This is a genomic window from Micromonospora sp. NPDC003776 (assembly GCF_053605645.1).
Genome location: NZ_JBSGJR010000098.1, coordinates 1 through 15,226, shown reverse-complemented (window position 1 = coordinate 15,226; position 15,226 = coordinate 1). Strand labels below are relative to the sequence as shown.

General features: G+C 72.1%; 15 protein-coding genes. 10 read left to right on the top strand and 5 right to left on the bottom strand.

What is annotated here, in order from left to right:
* Positions 1–90: 90 nt before the first annotated feature.
* Positions 91–1,983 carry a molecular chaperone HtpG gene (gene htpG / locus ACWEVO_RS11560; protein ID WP_452307471.1) on the bottom strand — a complete coding sequence of 631 codons (1,893 nt, stop codon included), beginning with the start codon at positions 1,981–1,983 and terminating at the stop codon, positions 91–93.
* A gap of 138 nt (positions 1,984–2,121) precedes the next feature.
* On the opposite strand from htpG, the gene ACWEVO_RS11555 reads away from it, so the two are divergent.
* The 3 genes from ACWEVO_RS11555 to ACWEVO_RS11545 are packed head-to-tail and all read left to right on the top strand — an operon-like array spanning position 2,122 to position 4,321.
* Complete coding sequence (locus ACWEVO_RS11555; protein WP_452307470.1) at positions 2,122–2,847, top strand: FadR/GntR family transcriptional regulator; 726 nt, start codon at positions 2,122–2,124, stop codon at positions 2,845–2,847.
* A complete protein-coding gene (locus ACWEVO_RS11550) occupies positions 2,844–3,671 on the top strand; it encodes a sterol desaturase family protein (protein ID WP_452307469.1) in 828 nt (275 codons plus the stop codon). Before ACWEVO_RS11555 ends, ACWEVO_RS11550 begins: the two co-directional genes overlap by 4 nt.
* Before the next feature lie 11 nt (positions 3,672–3,682).
* Positions 3,683–4,321: a lysoplasmalogenase family protein gene (locus tag ACWEVO_RS11545; protein ID WP_452307468.1), complete on the top strand. Its 639-nt coding sequence runs from the start codon at positions 3,683–3,685 to the stop codon at positions 4,319–4,321.
* Here ACWEVO_RS11545 and ACWEVO_RS11540 read toward each other — a convergent pair.
* The 3 genes from ACWEVO_RS11540 to ACWEVO_RS11530 all read right to left on the bottom strand — a co-directional run bounded on the left by ACWEVO_RS11540 (position 4,318) and on the right by ACWEVO_RS11530 (position 7,659).
* A complete protein-coding gene (locus tag ACWEVO_RS11540) occupies positions 4,318–4,875 on the bottom strand; it encodes a dihydrofolate reductase family protein (protein ID WP_452307467.1) in 558 nt (185 codons plus the stop codon). The genes ACWEVO_RS11545 and ACWEVO_RS11540 overlap by 4 nt on opposite strands.
* 157 nt (positions 4,876–5,032) lie before the next feature.
* On the bottom strand, positions 5,033–5,689 hold the full coding sequence (locus ACWEVO_RS11535) for a response regulator transcription factor (RefSeq protein ID WP_452307466.1): 657 nt from the start codon (positions 5,687–5,689) through the stop codon (positions 5,033–5,035).
* Positions 5,677–7,659: a sensor histidine kinase gene (locus tag ACWEVO_RS11530; RefSeq protein WP_452307465.1), complete on the bottom strand. Its 1,983-nt coding sequence runs from the start codon at positions 7,657–7,659 to the stop codon at positions 5,677–5,679. Before ACWEVO_RS11530 ends, ACWEVO_RS11535 begins: the two co-directional genes overlap by 13 nt.
* Before the next feature lie 161 nt (positions 7,660–7,820).
* On the opposite strand from ACWEVO_RS11530, the gene ACWEVO_RS11525 reads away from it, so the two are divergent.
* The 7 genes from ACWEVO_RS11525 (at position 7,821) to ACWEVO_RS11495 (ending at position 13,643) form a co-directional block, all read left to right on the top strand.
* Positions 7,821–8,189 carry a hypothetical protein gene (locus ACWEVO_RS11525; protein ID WP_452307464.1) on the top strand — a complete coding sequence of 123 codons (369 nt, stop codon included), beginning with the start codon at positions 7,821–7,823 and terminating at the stop codon, positions 8,187–8,189.
* Positions 8,186–8,863: a hypothetical protein gene (locus ACWEVO_RS11520; RefSeq protein ID WP_452307463.1), complete on the top strand. Its 678-nt coding sequence runs from the start codon at positions 8,186–8,188 to the stop codon at positions 8,861–8,863. Before ACWEVO_RS11525 ends, ACWEVO_RS11520 begins: the two co-directional genes overlap by 4 nt.
* A gap of 107 nt (positions 8,864–8,970) precedes the next feature.
* Positions 8,971–9,459 carry an SsrA-binding protein SmpB gene (gene smpB, locus ACWEVO_RS11515; protein ID WP_452307462.1) on the top strand — a complete coding sequence of 163 codons (489 nt, stop codon included), beginning with the start codon at positions 8,971–8,973 and terminating at the stop codon, positions 9,457–9,459.
* A 131-nt stretch (positions 9,460–9,590) separates the two neighbouring features.
* The gene (locus ACWEVO_RS11510; RefSeq protein WP_452307461.1) at positions 9,591–10,481 is read left to right on the top strand and encodes an SGNH/GDSL hydrolase family protein; all 891 of its coding nucleotides are present in this window, start codon (positions 9,591–9,593) and stop codon (positions 10,479–10,481) included.
* 469 nt (positions 10,482–10,950) lie between these two features.
* Complete coding sequence (locus ACWEVO_RS11505) at positions 10,951–12,186, top strand: ricin-type beta-trefoil lectin domain protein (RefSeq protein WP_452307460.1); 1,236 nt, start codon at positions 10,951–10,953, stop codon at positions 12,184–12,186.
* Positions 12,187–12,257: 71 nt separating this feature from the next.
* Complete coding sequence (locus tag ACWEVO_RS11500) at positions 12,258–12,782, top strand: GNAT family N-acetyltransferase (RefSeq protein WP_452307459.1); 525 nt, start codon at positions 12,258–12,260, stop codon at positions 12,780–12,782.
* A gap of 9 nt (positions 12,783–12,791) precedes the next feature.
* Positions 12,792–13,643 (top strand): PhzF family phenazine biosynthesis protein, encoded by an 852-nt coding sequence (locus ACWEVO_RS11495; RefSeq protein ID WP_452307458.1) that lies wholly within the window; start codon positions 12,792–12,794, stop codon positions 13,641–13,643.
* Between the two features lie 52 nt (positions 13,644–13,695).
* Here the strand turns inward: ACWEVO_RS11495 and ACWEVO_RS11490 are convergent, their stop codons facing one another.
* Positions 13,696–15,114, bottom strand: coding sequence for a calcium-binding protein (locus ACWEVO_RS11490; protein ID WP_452307457.1), 1,419 nt, complete (start codon positions 15,112–15,114; stop codon positions 13,696–13,698).
* Positions 15,115–15,226 lie beyond the last annotated feature (112 nt).

Below are 15,226 nucleotides of genomic sequence, written 5' to 3'. Positions count from 1 at the left end.
CCCGTGTCGGTGTGCGGCCCCTGTGGGGCGCCTGTGGGCGCGCCGGGAGCCGGCCCGGCAGCTGCCGGGCCGGCTCCGGCCGTCGCAGGGCTACAGGGTACGGGCGAGCCGGTCGGCGAGGATCCGGGTGAATCGGGACGGGTCGACCAGCTCCCCGCCCTCGGCGAGCAGCGCCATCCCGTACAGCAGCTCGGCGGTCTCGGTCAGCGCGGTGCTGTCGGCACCCTGCTCGTGGGCCTTGCGCAGCCCGGTCACGAGGGGGTGGGTCGGGTTGAGCTCCAGGATCCGCTTCACCTGGGGCACCTCCTGCCCCATCGCCCGGTACATCTTCTCCAGCGTCGGGGTCATGTCGTGCGCGTCGCCCACGACGCAGGCCGGCGAGGTGGTGAGCCGGGTGGAGAGCCGGACCTCCTTGACGCTGTCGGCCAGCGCACCGGTCAGCCAGGTGAGCAGGTCGGCGTACTCCTGCCGCTCGGCCACGGCCTTCTCCTTCTCCTCGTCGGTCTCCAGGTCGACCTGGCCCTTGGCGACCGAGCGCAGGGTCTTCCCGTCGTACGCGCCGACCCGCTCGACCCACACCTCGTCGACCGGGTCGGTGAGGATCAGCACCTCGTAACCCTTGGCGCGGAACGCCTCCAGGTGCGGCGAGTTCTCGATGGTGGTCCGGTTCTCGCCGGTGGCGTAGTAGATCTCGGTCTGGCCGTCCTTCATCCGCTCGACGTACCCGCGCAGGGTGGTCAGCTCGGCCGGGTCGTTCGTGGAGGCGGCGCGGACCAGGTCGAGCAGGGCCTCGCTGTTGTCCGGGTCCTCGAGCAGGCCCTCCTTGACCACGGCGCCGAACTCGCTCCAGAAGGTGCGGTACGACTCGGCCGACATCTCCTTGAGGGTGGCGAGGATCTTCTTGACCAGGCGGCGCCGCACGGCGCGGATCTGCCGGTCCTGCTGGAGGATCTCCCGGGAGATGTTCAGCGACAGGTCGTGCGCGTCCACCACGCCCTTGACGAAGCGCAGGTAGTTGGGAATCAGCGCCTCGCAGTCCTCCATGATGAACACGCGCTTGACGTAGAGCTGCACGCCGCGGCGGCCCTGCGGGGAGAACAGGTCGAGCGGGGCGTGCGAGGGCACGAAGAGCAGCGCCTCGTACTCGAAGGTGCCCTCGCCCCGCATGTGGATGGTCTCCAGGGGGTCGGCCCAGTCGTGCGCGACGTGCCGGTAGAACTCCTTGTACTCGGCCTCGTCGACCTCGTCGCGGGAGCGGGCCCAGAGCGCCTTCATCGAGTTGAGCGTCTGCTCCTCGCGGGTGGTGGCGCCGTCGTCGCCGGGCCGCTCGACGGTCATCCGGATCGGCCAGGCGATGAAGTCGGAGTAGCGCTTGACGATCTCCCGGACGGTCCACTCGGCGGTGTAGTCGTGCAGGTTGTCCTCGCTGTCGGCGGGCTTGAGGTGCAGGGTGACCGAGGTGCCCTGCGGCGCCTCGTCGACCGCCTCCACCGAGTAGGTGCCCTCGCCGGTGGACTCCCACCGGGTGCCGCCCGACTGTCCGGCCCGCCGGGTCAGCAGGGTCACCTTGTCGGCGACCATGAACGTGGCGTAGAAACCGACGCCGAACTGGCCGATCAGCTCCTGGGACGCGGCCGCGTCCTTCGACTCGCGCAGCTTGCGCAGCAGCTCGGCGGTGCCGGACTTGGCGATGGTGCCGATCAGGGCGATCACCTCGTCGCGGGACATGCCGATGCCGTTGTCCCGGATGGTCAGCGTCCGGGCGTCCTTGTCGACCTCCAGCTCGATGTGCAGGTCGGACGTGTCGACCTCGAGCTCCTTGTCGACCAGCGACTCCAGCCGCAGCTTGTCCAGCGCGTCGGACGCGTTCGAGATGAGTTCCCGCAGGAAGACGTCCTTGTTCGAGTAGATCGAGTGGACCATCAGCTGGAGCAGCTGACGGGCCTCGGCCTGGAACTCCAACGTCTCGACCCGGTCGCTCACACCGACTCCCTTCACCAGTTCGCGGGGCTTCCGGCGGAAAGGATACGAGGCGTGCGCGCGGATACAGCGCAGGGTGGCGGAAACTCGACTGGTCCAACCAGTTGACGGGTTGATGTGGCGGGAGCCACACTGCTGCCCATGGCCTTCGCCCCCGTCCCCCGCACGTCGGTCTCCGACCACGTCTTCGGCCAGCTTCGGGACGCCATCGTCAGCGGCCGCTATCGGCCCGAGGAGACCCTCCCCGGCGAGCGGGAACTCGCCGCTGCGTTCGAGGTCAACCGGCACGCCGTCCGGGAGGCGCTGCGCCGGCTCCAGCAGCTCGGCCTGGTCCGGGTCAGCCAGGGCGGGGCCACCCGGGTACTCGACTGGCGGGTGCACGCCGGGCTGGACCTGACGTTGTCGCTGGCCCGCTCCGGCGACGTACTCCCGGTGGAGACGCTGGTCCGCGACATGCTGGAGATGCGGGCCTGCGTCGGCATCGACGCGGCCCGGCTCTGCGCCGAACGGGCCGATCCGGCGGTGACCACCGCGCTGGTCGCCGCCGCCGAGGAGTACGGCTCGCTCGCCCCCGACCTGGCCCGGATGGCCGAGGCCAACATCGCGATCTGGCGGCTCGTCGTGCGCGGCAGCGGCAACACCGCCTACCTGCTGGCCTTCAACAGCCTGGTGGCCGGCACCCTGGCCATCGGCGACGTCCCCCCGGACGCGCGCGCCGCCGAGCTGCTCGACGTGGCCGGCCACCGCCGGCTAGCCGCCGCCATCGGGGCCGGTGAGGGTACGGCGGCCGCCCGGTACGCCCGGTCGCTGCTGACCGCGCCGGTCACCACCCCCACCCCCGCCCCCCGAAGTGAGGCCCGAGCATGATCCCCGCCGTGCTCTACGCCGTGCCGGCGTTCCTGCTGCTCATCATCATCGAGGCCGTCTCGTACCGGTTCCTGCCCGACGACGACGAACGCGGCTACGAGGTCCGCGACACCACCACCAGCCTCTCCATGGGGCTGGGCAGCCAGCTCATCGGCGTGCCGTGGAAGCTGCTCACCGCCGGTCTCTACGCCGGCCTGTGGCTGGTCGCGCCGATCCACCTCTCCCCCGGCCACTGGTGGACCTGGGTGATCGTCTTCTTCGCCGACGACATCGCCTACTACTGGTTCCACCGGCTGCACCACGAGGTACGGGTGCTCTGGGCCAGCCACGTGGTGCACCACTCCAGCGTCTACTACAACCTCTCCACCGCGCTGCGGCAGAGCTGGACACCGATGACGTCGCTGCCGTTCTGGCTGCCCCTCGCCCTGCTCGGCATCCCACCGTGGATGATCTTCCTCCAGCAGTCGATCAGCCTGCTCTACCAGTTCTTCCTGCACACCGAGCGGGTCACCGTGCTGCCCCGACCCATCGAGCTGATCTTCAACACCCCGTCGCACCACCGCGTCCACCATGGTTCCAACGCGGAATACCTGGACCGCAACTACGGCGGCATCCTCATCGTCTGGGACCGCCTCTTCGGCACCTTCGAGCCGGAACGCGCCGCCGCCCGGTACGGGCTGACCAAGAACATCAACACCTACAACCCGCTGCGGGTGGCCACCCACGAGTTCGCCGCGATCTGGGCCGACGCCCGGTCCGCCCGCTGCTGGCGGGACCGCCTCGGCTACGTCTTCGGCCGGCCCGGCTGGCAGCCCGCCCGATGAGGCAGCCCTGGTTGCCCCTGTTCGGGGCGGTGGCCGCGGTCGAGCTGGTCGGGATCGCGGCCGACTCGACCGCGGTGCAGTGGGCCGCCAAGCCGCTGCTCGCCCCGCTGCTGCTGGCGTACCTCTGGTCGGTCCGGCGGCGGGTCGACGGCGTCGCGGTCGGGCTGGTCTGCGCCACCGCCGGGGACGTGGCCCTGCTGATGCCCGGCCAGACGGCGTTCCTGGTCGGCATGGGCTGCTTCCTCGGCACCCAGGCCGGCTTCGCCACCGCGTTCCTGCGGCACCGCCGGCCGCCGGTCCCGGCGGTGGTGGCGTATGCGGCGCTGTGGGCGGTCGCCAACGGTCTGCTGTGGGGATCGTTGGGGCCGCTGCGGGGACCGGTGCTCGGCTACAGCCTGGCCCTGTGCCTGATGGCCGCCGCCGCGACCGGGGTGTCCCGGCGCACGGCGGCCGGCGGGGCGCTCTTCCTCGTCTCCGACCTGCTGATCGGGGTGGGCGCGGCCGGGGTCGCCGTGCCCGCTCACAGCCTGCTGGTGATGACCACGTACATCGCCGCGCTGTTCCTTGTCACGACCGGCTGGGTGTCGGCCGGGACGCGGACCGCCGACCGGGCCGAGCGCCAGCTGGATCCGCTGCGGCTCGCGGGCTAACCGATCCGGTATCGCAGGTAGACGACGCCGTTGCCGAACCGGCGCTCGTCCAGCAGTTCCAGCTCAGAGTGGAGACCGGCGGGCAGGGCTCGCGTCCCCCCGCCGACCACGACCGGGTTGAGGAAAAGGTGGCACTCGTCCACCAGGCCGGCCGCGAGCGCGTGCGCCGCGAGCCCCGGGCCCCCGACGGTGATGTCCCGCTCCGCGGTCTGCTTCAGCCGGCGGACGGCGTCCGGGTCGAACTTCCGCTCGAGCCGGGTCCGCGCGCTGGAGACCGCGTCCAGCGTTGACGAGTAGACGATCTTGTCGGCCGCCTGCCAGATCCGCGCGTAGTCCCGCACGACGGCCGGCTGGTCGTCACCTGTGGGAGCCGTCTCCCAGTAGACCATCGTCTCGTACATCCGGCGCCCGTAGAGGTAGGTGCCGACCGGCCGTTCCGCGTCGTTGACGAAGGCGTGCACCTCCGCGTCGGGTGCCGCCCAGTCGAACTCGCCGTTGGCGTCAGCGGTGAAGCCATCGAGCGAGGTGATCGCCGAATAGATCAGGTTGGCCATCGCCCCATCCTGCCACCGCCGACGGCTACCACGGTGCCTCCGCCGCCTCGGCACCGGCACATTCGACGTCCAGTGCCACCACCCCGACCCGCCACCCTGCTGCACGTGCCGCAGCTTGTGGGCTGGTCAAGGCAACCTCCGGGTCGGGTTGAGGCGATCAGCGGGTGCGCGGGACGGCCTGACTGAGATGGACGAGCACGGCGAGGACCCGCCGGTGATCCTCGTCGGAGGTGGCCAGGTCGAGCTTGGCCATGATGGAACTGACGTGAGCCTCGACGGTGCGCTCCGTGAGCCACAGGCGCCGGGCGATGCCGACGTTCGTACGCCCCTCGGCCATCAACGCGAGAACCTCCCGCTCGCGGGCGGTGAGGGTGGTCAGCGGGTCGTCCGGTGAGCGGTGGCCGATGAGCCGGGTGACCACCTCCGGGTCGAGCGCCGAGCCGCCCGCCGCCACCCGGCGCAGCGCGTCGAGGAAGTCGTCGACGTCGAGCACGCGGTCCTTGAGCAAGTACCCGAACCGTCCGCCGGCGACCAGGTCCACCGAGTGCCGGGTCTCGATGTGCTGGGACAGCAGCACGATGCCGAGCATCGGATGCCGGGCGCGGATCTGCCGTGCCGCGCGGGCGCCGTCGTCGGTGTGGTTCGGCGGCATCCGTACGTCGACGATGGCCAGGTCCGGCTGGACTTCGTCCGTGGTGGTGAGCAGGCTCGGCGCGTCGACCGCCTTGCCGACCACCTCGTGCCCGGCGTCGGCGAGCAGCCGGGCCAGGCCCTCGCGGAACAGCGCGGAGTCCTCGCCGATCACGATCCGCACGGCAGCACCGCCTCGACGGTCGTCCCGTCGCCGGGGCGGCCGGCCACGGTGAGCGCGCCTCCGGCGGCGGCCACCCGGTCGGTGAGCCCGGCCAATCCACCGCCGGGCCGCAGGCACGCCCCGCCGACGCCGTCGTCCCGGATCACCACTGTCAGCTGGCTCCCGGTCCGCGACACCCGCAGATGTACGGCGGTGGCGGCGGAGTGTTTGACCACGTTCGCCAGGGCTTCGCTGGCCACGTAGTAGGCGGTGGTGGCGAGGTCCTCCGGGACCGGCTCGCTGGAGATGTCGAGCGTGACCGGCAGCGGCACGCCGCGCACCAGCATCGACAGCGCGTTGCCGAGCCCTTCGTCCAGGCTGGACGGGCGCAGCCCGTGCGCGATCTGCCGCAGCTCCGCCACCGCGGTCCCCAGCTCGGCGACCGCCTGGTCGAGCAGGCCGGCGACGTCGGTCTCAGGAAGGTGCCGCTGGGCGAGCCGTAGCGCCATGCCGAGCGAGACGAGCCGCTGTTGGGCACCGTCGTGCAGGTCGCGCTCCAGCCGCACCCGCTCGGCGTACCCGGCGCGCAACAACCGCGCCCGGCTGGCTTCCACGTCGCGCAGGGCACCACGGAGCTGCAACCGCAACCGCACCACCTCGACGAGCAGTGCGCAGGCCTCGGCCAGCTCGCGTGCCAGCTCACGGGAGGTGCTCGCACCGCGCACGAGGACGCCGATCTGCTGCCCACCCAGCCGGATCACGGTCGCGTCGTCGGCCGCGGCGAAGTCGGCGCCGGTCGCGGTGACCAGCCGGCCGCTGCCCGGCATCCGATATCCGACCCGCACCCGCGGATCGCGCAGCGCCTGCCGCAGGGCTTCCTCGAGACGCTCCGGCGCCGCCTCACCGGCGTGCATCCGGTCCCGGAGGTCCTCGATCGCCGTGAGCGCCGCCCGGCGGGCGGGATAGAGCCGGCGGTCCACCCGGCGTTGCAACCGGACGCGCAGCGGGGACAGCGCCAGCGCGCAGACTGCCGTCGCACCGGCCGCGGCCGCCGGCGACGAGCGACCCGCCACGACGCCGACGACCACGGTGGCGACCGTGTAGAACGCCAGCAGCGCCGCGGTGGCCAGGCCGTAGGTGACCGTGACACTCAGTGCCTTGTCGACGTCGTACAGGTCGTGGCGGAGGATGCCGACGGCGGTCGCCGCCGGGACCGCGACCAGCGTCGCGGCGAGCCCGACCAGCGCGAGGTCCGGCCCGTCGAGCAGCAGGTAGCTCAGCCAGCACAGCAGCAGCGTCGCGGGCAGGAACGACGCCCCGAGCGCGAACCACTTCAGCTGCGCCCGGCGGACCGGGTCCGCGGCCCGCCGGTACCGCACCACCATCGCCATCGCGGACGCGACGAGCAGGACGAGCAGGCCGGGCAGCAGCGCGAACGCGGTCGGCTCCAGCAGCCGCCACACCGGCGACGGTGGGGTGCCGAAGGCGTGGTCCACGTCCGCGAACGGCTCCGGGAACGGATCGGGGTCGAGACCGGAGAGCACGATGAACGCGACCGGCACCACCACGATGCCGGTCGTCACCATCCGCCATCGCCGCCCGGGCAGCAGCCGCCCGTCCGGGAAGAACAGCATGAGCAGCGCCGCCGGCAGGTAGTTGAGCATCCAGCTGCCCTGGGCCACGGTTGCCAGGAGTGACGACATCGGCAGCCGCCCCGGGCGGTGCGCGATGACGTACGCGTAGACGTCGGTCCCGGCGATCCAGATCGCGAACAGCCCGAAGAGCGTGAGCAGCGCACCGATCGGGTTGGTCGGACGTCTCGTCGCGATCAGCACGCCCAGGACGACAGAGGCGGCGGCGAGCAGGCAGGCGGTCAGGAAGTAGCCGGCCTGACCGCCGTCGGCGCCGAGGGTCAGCAGCCAGCCGCCCACCCCGACGAGCACGGCCGCGGTCGCCGCCATGCCGTACGCGACCAGGCGCGGCAGGGTCATGGCCCAACGGTAAGGCCAACGACGACGGCAGCGGATGCGTGCCAGCACGGAGATTTCCTCCGTGCCGCCCCGCACCACGACTCCCGCGTTCGCCCCGATGCCGGTCAGCGGCCTCCGGTCCAACACTGCTGGGCAGGACATCCCGCTCAAGGAGGGGCACCATGGAACGCACCCGTAGCTTCACCCTCGGTCTGGTCCTCGCCGGCCTGCTCGGCCTCGGCGACGCGGCCACCTGGCTCTTCGGCGTGGGCGGGCCCGGCCAGCCGCCCGTCGCCGCGGCCGTGGTCATCACGCTGCTCGGCGCGATCACCCTCGCCGGCACCTGGTTCGCCTGGCGCGGCCGGCGCGGCGGCCTGGTGGCCGTCGTCGTCACCCGGATCCTGTCCGGGCTCGCCGTACTGCCGGCGTTCGGCGACGACGGCATCTCCACCCCGAACCTCGTGCTTCTCGGCGTCGGCGTCGCGGTCACGGTCGTCGCCCTGGTGCTGATCTGGCCGGGCCTGCGGCGGGCGGCGGTGGCCACGTCATGACCGCGACCCTCGAACGCGACGTCACGATCGTCCCGACCGACACGCCACGGCGCGTCGGCACCGCCGGCGCGATGTTCCTCGCCCCCTGGGGTTTCGTGGTCGCCAACGCCGGCTACGCCTGGGCCACCCGCAACGGCGGCAGCGACGAGACCGGCGCGGGCAGCATCGCGCTCGCCGCAGCGCAGCCGACGCCCATCCGGGTGGGGGCCATCGCTGCTCTGCTCGGCTGTCTGCTGATCATCCCGGCCACGCTCGGCGCCATGGGGTTCACCCGGACCCGGGCGAACCGGCTCGGCCTCCTCGGCGGATCACTCATGATCGGCGGGTACGTGGCGTACTTCGGTGCCGTGATGACCGGATTCGTCGCCCTGGCCATGGCCGAGCGCGGCGGCCCCACCGGCGACTACGCCGCGGTGCTGGACGCGGCGAGCAACGCGGCGATCCCGTTCCTGCTGCTCTTCGTGGCGGGAAACCTCCTCGGCACGCTGCTGCTCGGCATCGCCCTGCTGCGCGCGGGGACGGTGCCGATCTGGGCCGCGGCCGGCATCTGCGCCTGGCCGCTGTTGCATGTGGCCGGCCTGCTCGCGGGCACCGAATGGTTCGAGGTCGCCGGGGCCGCGCTCCAGGCGGTCGGCTTCGCCGCCCTCGCCGTGCGGCTGCTCCGCAGCACCTGAGCGGCGGGGGGTCCCGAGCCGCGGGGGCAGGCTCCTCGGTCCCTGCCCCCGCGGCTCGGGCAGCGCTTCGGTGCTGGCCGGACTTCCGCTGCGGGTATCCTGCCGGCGTGGCCAGGGAGAACGGGCGCAAGCTGATCGCCTCGAACAAGAAGGCGCGGCACGACTACACCATCCTCAAGACGTACGAGGCGGGGATCGTGCTGGCCGGCACCGAGGTGAAGTCGCTGCGCGAGGGGCGGGCGTCGCTGGTCGACGCGTTCGCCCAGGAGCGCGACGGCGAGATCATGCTCTACGGCCTGCACATCGCCGAATACGGCTACGGCACCTGGACCAACCACGCGCCCCGGCGGACCCGCAAGTTGCTGCTGAACCGGGTGGAGATCGCCCGGATCCTGGAGAAGCTGCGCGACGGCGGGATCACCCTGGTGCCGCTGTCGATGTACTTCTCCAACGGCTGGGCCAAGGTCGAGCTGGGCCTGGCGAAGGGCAAGAAGTCGTACGACAAGCGGCAGGCCCTCGCCGAGCGGGACGCCAACCGGGAGATCGCCCGGGAGCTGGGCCGCCGCCTCAAGGGCCGGACCGGCGCCGGCCGCTGACCCACCTGCGTGCGGACAGATTTCCCAGGGGTTTCTTCCACCCGAAAAGAAAGATAGATGTAAATATTGACCCTCGACGTTAACGGGGACAGAATCGGCGCACCCATGATCCGCCACCCTGGGAGCCCACCATGATCCGTCCCCGCCTGCCGATCCCCCGGGCGGCCGGCCGGTTGGCCGCGCTCGCCGCCGCCATCACCGGTGTGCTGTTCGCCTACGCCCCACCCGCCAGCGCCGCCGTGCCCACCGGCCGCTACGTCGCGCTCGGCGACTCGTACACCGCCGGCCCGCTGATCCCGACCCAGGTCGACCTCAACTGCCTACGATCGAACCGCAACTACCCGTCCCTGGTCGCCGCGTCGGCCGGCTCCGCGGCCCTCGCCGACGTGAGCTGCTCCGGGGCGACCACCAACGACATCCTCAACAGCGGCAGCGGTGAGCTCGGCATCTCCGTGCCGCCTCAGCTCAGCGCGGTGACCTCGAGCACCGCGCTGGTCACGGTGGAGATCGGCGGCAACGACATCGGCTTCTCCGGCATCATCAACGACTGCGCGCAGGCGAGCCTGAACAGCCCGCTCGGCTCGCCGTGCAAGAACAAGTACACGGCCGGGGGCGTCGACCAGCTGCAGGCCAGGATCAACGCCACCGCGCCGAAGGTGGCCAGCGTGCTGCAGGCGGTCCGCGCGGCGGCCCCGGGGGCCCGGGTCCTCGTGATCGGGTATCCGGCGATCCTGCCGGACAGCGGCTACGGCTGCTGGCCTGTCGTCCCGATCGCCTACCAGGACGTGCCGTACCTGCGCAGCGTGGAGAAGTCACTGAACTCCATGCTGGCCAGCACCGCCGCCACGAACAACGCCACCTACGCCGACGTCTACACCCCGTCGATCGGCCACGACGCGTGCAAGAGCAGCAGCACCCGCTGGGTCGAGGGGCTGGTCCCGGAGAACTCGGCCGCCCCGTTCCACCCGAACGCCCGGGGCGAGCAGGGCATGGCGACCGCCGTACTGGCCCGACTGAGCTGACCGTCCTCGGACCGTCCGGTGGGCCTCGGCGCGCGGCGGGGCCCACCGTCGGCGCGGGCTACCTGCCGGCCGGGCTGACGCCCCGGGTCGGCGGCCCCTGCCGACCGATGTCGGCACCGGTCGGCACCCGCCAGCCAGCCGCACCTGCGCCGGGGGTCGGACCGCCGCCGGGCTCCTAGGGGTACAGCGGAATCGTCGGGGCGCCTCGGGACCTGCACGTCGGCTGTTGAGCGACATGTCTCTCCGACATTTTCATGTCGGAGAGACATGTCGCTGTCGGGGCATCGTCGCGGGGACGGATCGGCGGCGGCACCCCGATCGACCGGTCCGGCGGCCACCCTGATGTTTTCCGGCCGGTGTCGGAACCGGAACCGGCCATCTCCGGGAGCGCTCTCTTGACAGCGCCCGACTTTCGTTCATAGCTTCATCGAAGTCTATCTTTATGGTTTGTTTACCGAAGGAGGCACCCGTGCGCAGCATCCGCACCATCGCGGCCGTGGCCCTCACGGCCGTGGGCCTCACCGCCGCGCTCACCACCATCCCCAGCACCCCCGCCCTGGCCGGACCCGGAGCCGTGACCTGGTCCGACGACTTCAACGGCGCCGCCGGCACCGCGCCGGACGCCAGCAAGTGGCGGTACGACACCGGCGGCAGCGGCTGGGGCAACAACGAGCTGCAGTACTACACCACGAGCACCCGCAACGCCGCCCTCGACGGCAACGGCAACCTGGTCATCACCGCCCGCAAGGAGAACCCGAGCGGCTACTCCTGCTGGTACGGCAGCTGCCAGTACACCTCGGCCCGGCTGCTGACCCGGGGCACGTTCGCCCAGGCGTACGGCCGGTTCGAGGCGCGCATCAAGATCCCTCGCGGGCAGGGCATGTGGCCCGCGTTCTGGATGCTGGGCAACGACATCGACACCAACCCGTGGCCCAACAGCGGCGAGATCGACATCATGGAGAACGTCGGCAACCAGCCGTCCACCGTGTACGGCACCATCCACGGGCCGGGCTACTCCGGCTCCGGCGGCCTCGGCGGGTCCACCTCGCTGCCGGGTGGGCAGGCCCTCGCCGACGCCTTCCACACCTACACGATCGACTGGGCGCCCGACTCGATCACCTGGTATCTCGACGGGGTCGCGTACTCCCGCAAGACCCCGGCCGACGCGGGCGGCAACAAGTGGGTCTTCGACCACCCGTTCTTCATGCTGCTCAACGTCGCCGTCGGCGGCAACTGGCCGGGCTCGCCGGACGGCAGCACCGTCTTCCCGCAGACCATGGTCGTCGACTACGTCCGGGTGCAGGCCTGGGATAACGGCGGCGGCGGGACCGGACGCCCGATCGTCGGCTACGGCGGCAAGTGTGTGGACGTGGCCAGCGCCAACACCGCCAACGGCACCCCGATCCAGCTCTGGACCTGCAACGGCACCGCCGCCCAGCAGTGGACCTGGGCGTCCGACGGCTCGGTCCGCGCCCTCGGCAAGTGCATGGACGTCACCGCCGGGTCCACCGCCAACGGCGCCAAGGTGCAGCTGTACGACTGCAACGGCACCGGCGCGCAACGCTGGGTGTACTCCTCGGCCGGCGACATCGTGAACCCGCAGTCCAACAAGTGCCTCGACGCCACCGGGGTCAGCTCCGCCGACGGCACCCGGCTGCAGATCTGGGACTGCACGGGCGGCGCCAACCAGAAGTGGCAACGCTGACGCGTACCCCCGGGCCCGGCTCTACCTCGGGGACGCCGGGCCCACCGGCCGACTGGGATACGGTGAGCGGCATGAGTCCGGTCCGGGGCGACACCATCCGCACCGACCGGCTTGTCCTCCTGCCGCTGCTCGTGCGGCACGCCGAGGAGATGGCCGCCGTCCTGGCCGACCCGCACCTGCACACCTTCATCGGCGGCGCCCCCGCCGATGAACACGCCCTGCGCGCCCGCTACGAACGGCTCGTCGCCGGCTCTCCCGACCCGGCCGTCTCCTGGTGCAACTGGGTGATCCGGCTTCGCGAGGAGGCGTGCCTGGTGGGGACGGTCCAGGCGACCGTCACCGGCCCGGCCGGCCACCGCGTCGCGGAGATCGCCTGGGTGGTCGGGACCCCCTGGCAGGGGCGGGGCATCGCCGGCGAGGCAGCCCGTGGGCTGGTGGCATGGCTCGAAAAGCAAGGGGTGCACCGGATCATCGCCCACATCCACCCGGAGCACCGGGCATCCGCCGCCGTGGCCACCGCCGCCGGCCTGACCCCCAGCGACGTCCAGCACGAGGGGGAGATCCGCTGGACGAGGACCACCGCAGCTGACGCGTAGCCTGACGCCATGACGGAAGTCCTGCGCTACGCCGCCTTCACCACGGACCCGGCGGCCGGTAATCCCGCCGGCGTGGTCCTCGACGCGGGTGGCCTCACCGATCCGCAGATGCAGGGCATCGCGGCCGACATCGGATACTCCGAGACGGCGTTCCTCACCGCCACCGGCCCGGGCGAGTTCGACGTCCGTTACTTCAGCCCCAAGGCCGAGGTGCCGTTCTGCGGCCACGCGACCATCGCCTCGGCCGTCGCCGTCGCCGAGCGCGCCGGCCCCGGGGAGTTGACCTTCCGGACCCGGGCCGGCGCCGTCGCGGTGTCGACGGCCCGGGACACCGACGGACGGCCCACCGCGACCCTGACCAGCGTGGCGCCCTCGGACGCGCCGGTGGCCCCGCCCGACCTGGCCGAGGCGCTCGCCGCCCTGGGCTGGGCCGGCGCCGACCTCGACCCGGCGTTGCCGCCCCGGGTCGCGTACGCCGGCGCCCACCACCTGATCCTGGCCGCGGCGACACGGGAGCGGCTGGCCGCCCTCGACTACGACTTCGACCGGCTCCGCGAGCTGATGCTGCGCTCGGACTGGACCACGGTCGCGCTGGTGTGGCGCGCCACCGGCACCGAGTTCCACGTGCGTAACCCGTTCCCGGTCGGCGGGGTCGTCGAGGACCCGGCGACCGGTGCGGCCGCCGCCGCGTTCGGCGGCTACCTGCGTACCCACGGGTTGGTCGAGCCGCCGGCCACGCTGCGCCTGCACCAGGGTGCGGACCTGGGCCGGCCGGGACTGCTGGTGGTCGACGTGCCGGTCGCCGGCGGCATCCGGGTGACCGGCAACGCCGTGGCCATGCCCGACGCGCCGGGGAGCTGAACAGGCCGGGGCCCGGCTCCCCACCGGAGAGCCGGGCCCCGAACCGCTTCTGTCAGTCGGTGCAGGACGGGGTGTCGAAGTGCCCCGGAGTGGTCGGGAACGCCGCCCCGGCCCCCTGGTCCGGGTTGTCCCGCGGATAGACGTAGGACAGCTCGATGAACGCCGAGGTGCCTGCCGTCGTCACGTCACCCGCGCTGCGACCGGCGCCGCTCGCCCAGGCCAGCCGGGTGAGGAAGTCCTGCATCGCCGGGCTGTGCTGGCGGATGTCGTTGAACCCGCCGTACGCGGCGTTGCAGTGGGTGAACAGGTTGTACGCGCCGTTCCAGTCGAACAGCCGGTCCCCGTTGTTCGGCCCGTTCTGGGTCACGTCGCCCTGCAGCACGTCCCGGTCCCAACCGCCGTAGATCCAGTCGGTGCCGTGGTGGTGCTGGTTGTCGGCCAGGACGTCGTTGTCCAGGTTGGTCACCTCGAACCAGCGGCACGGGTCGATCGTGCCGGAGGCCAGGTCGACCGGCCAGGCGCCCGCCGCGCAGTTGTCCGGGTAGGAGCCGCGCGGCCGGAAGTCCAGCAGGTCGGCCCCGAGCACCGCGGTCACCGCCGGTCCGGTGGTGGCACCGGCCCCACCGAACAGGTGGTCGACGTACTGGTCCCGGTCGCCCCGGGCGGCGGCGCTGAACACGCCGTTCACCAGGCACTGCGGGTTGTCCGCGTCGAGCGCCGGGTCACAGCCCTTGCCGCCCCAGAGCACGTCCGCGCCCTCACCGCCGAACACGTCGTCACCGCCGCTGTCACCGTTGGCGATGTCGTCGCCGAAGCCGCCGTGGATGTTGTCCGCGCCGGCCCCGCCCCGGATGTAGTCGCCCGCGCCGGCGGTCAGGCCGGGGTACGGCATGGGCGCCGAGGTAGAGCTGCCGATCCAGGCGTCGCCGTCGGTGTCGTGCAGCAGGTCCACCCGGCGGTCGTAGCCGCCGGCCCGGAATCCGGTGAAGGTCTCCTGCGGTACGGACGACAGGGTGGCGGTGAAGCCGAGCGCGGCCACGTCGTCGGCGTTGAGGTACTGGTTCACCACGCCGCCGCGGTCGCCGAGGATGGCGTCCCGGCCGTCGTCGCCGTACAGGGTGTCGGCGCCCAGCTCACCGAAGAGGTCGTCGTCGCCGAAGCCGCCCCGGATCAGGTCGTCGCCGTCCTGGCCCCACACCCCGTCGTTGCCCCCGTCGCCGTAGAGCTGGTCGTTGCCGTAGGCCCCGGCCGGCTCACAGGTGGACTGGGCGGTGGTGCAGAACCGGGTGGACGGGCCGGGCAGCGCCGGATCGTGGGTCCGGGCCACCGTGGCGTCGACGGGCACCGCACCGGTCGGGTACCGCTCGGTGTAGACCCGCTCGGCCGCCTTCCCGTTGACCGTGGTGACGCTCCGCAGCAGCGACCCGTTGTCGCCCAGGATCACGTCGTCGGCGCCGTCGCCCTCGACCACGTCACCGGTGTCCCGGATAAAACCCTGGCAACACCAGTCCTGGATCTTCATCCGTGACCCGCAGTTCACCGTCAAAGCCGCCCGGGTGCTCGGCCTCTACGCCCGTGAATAC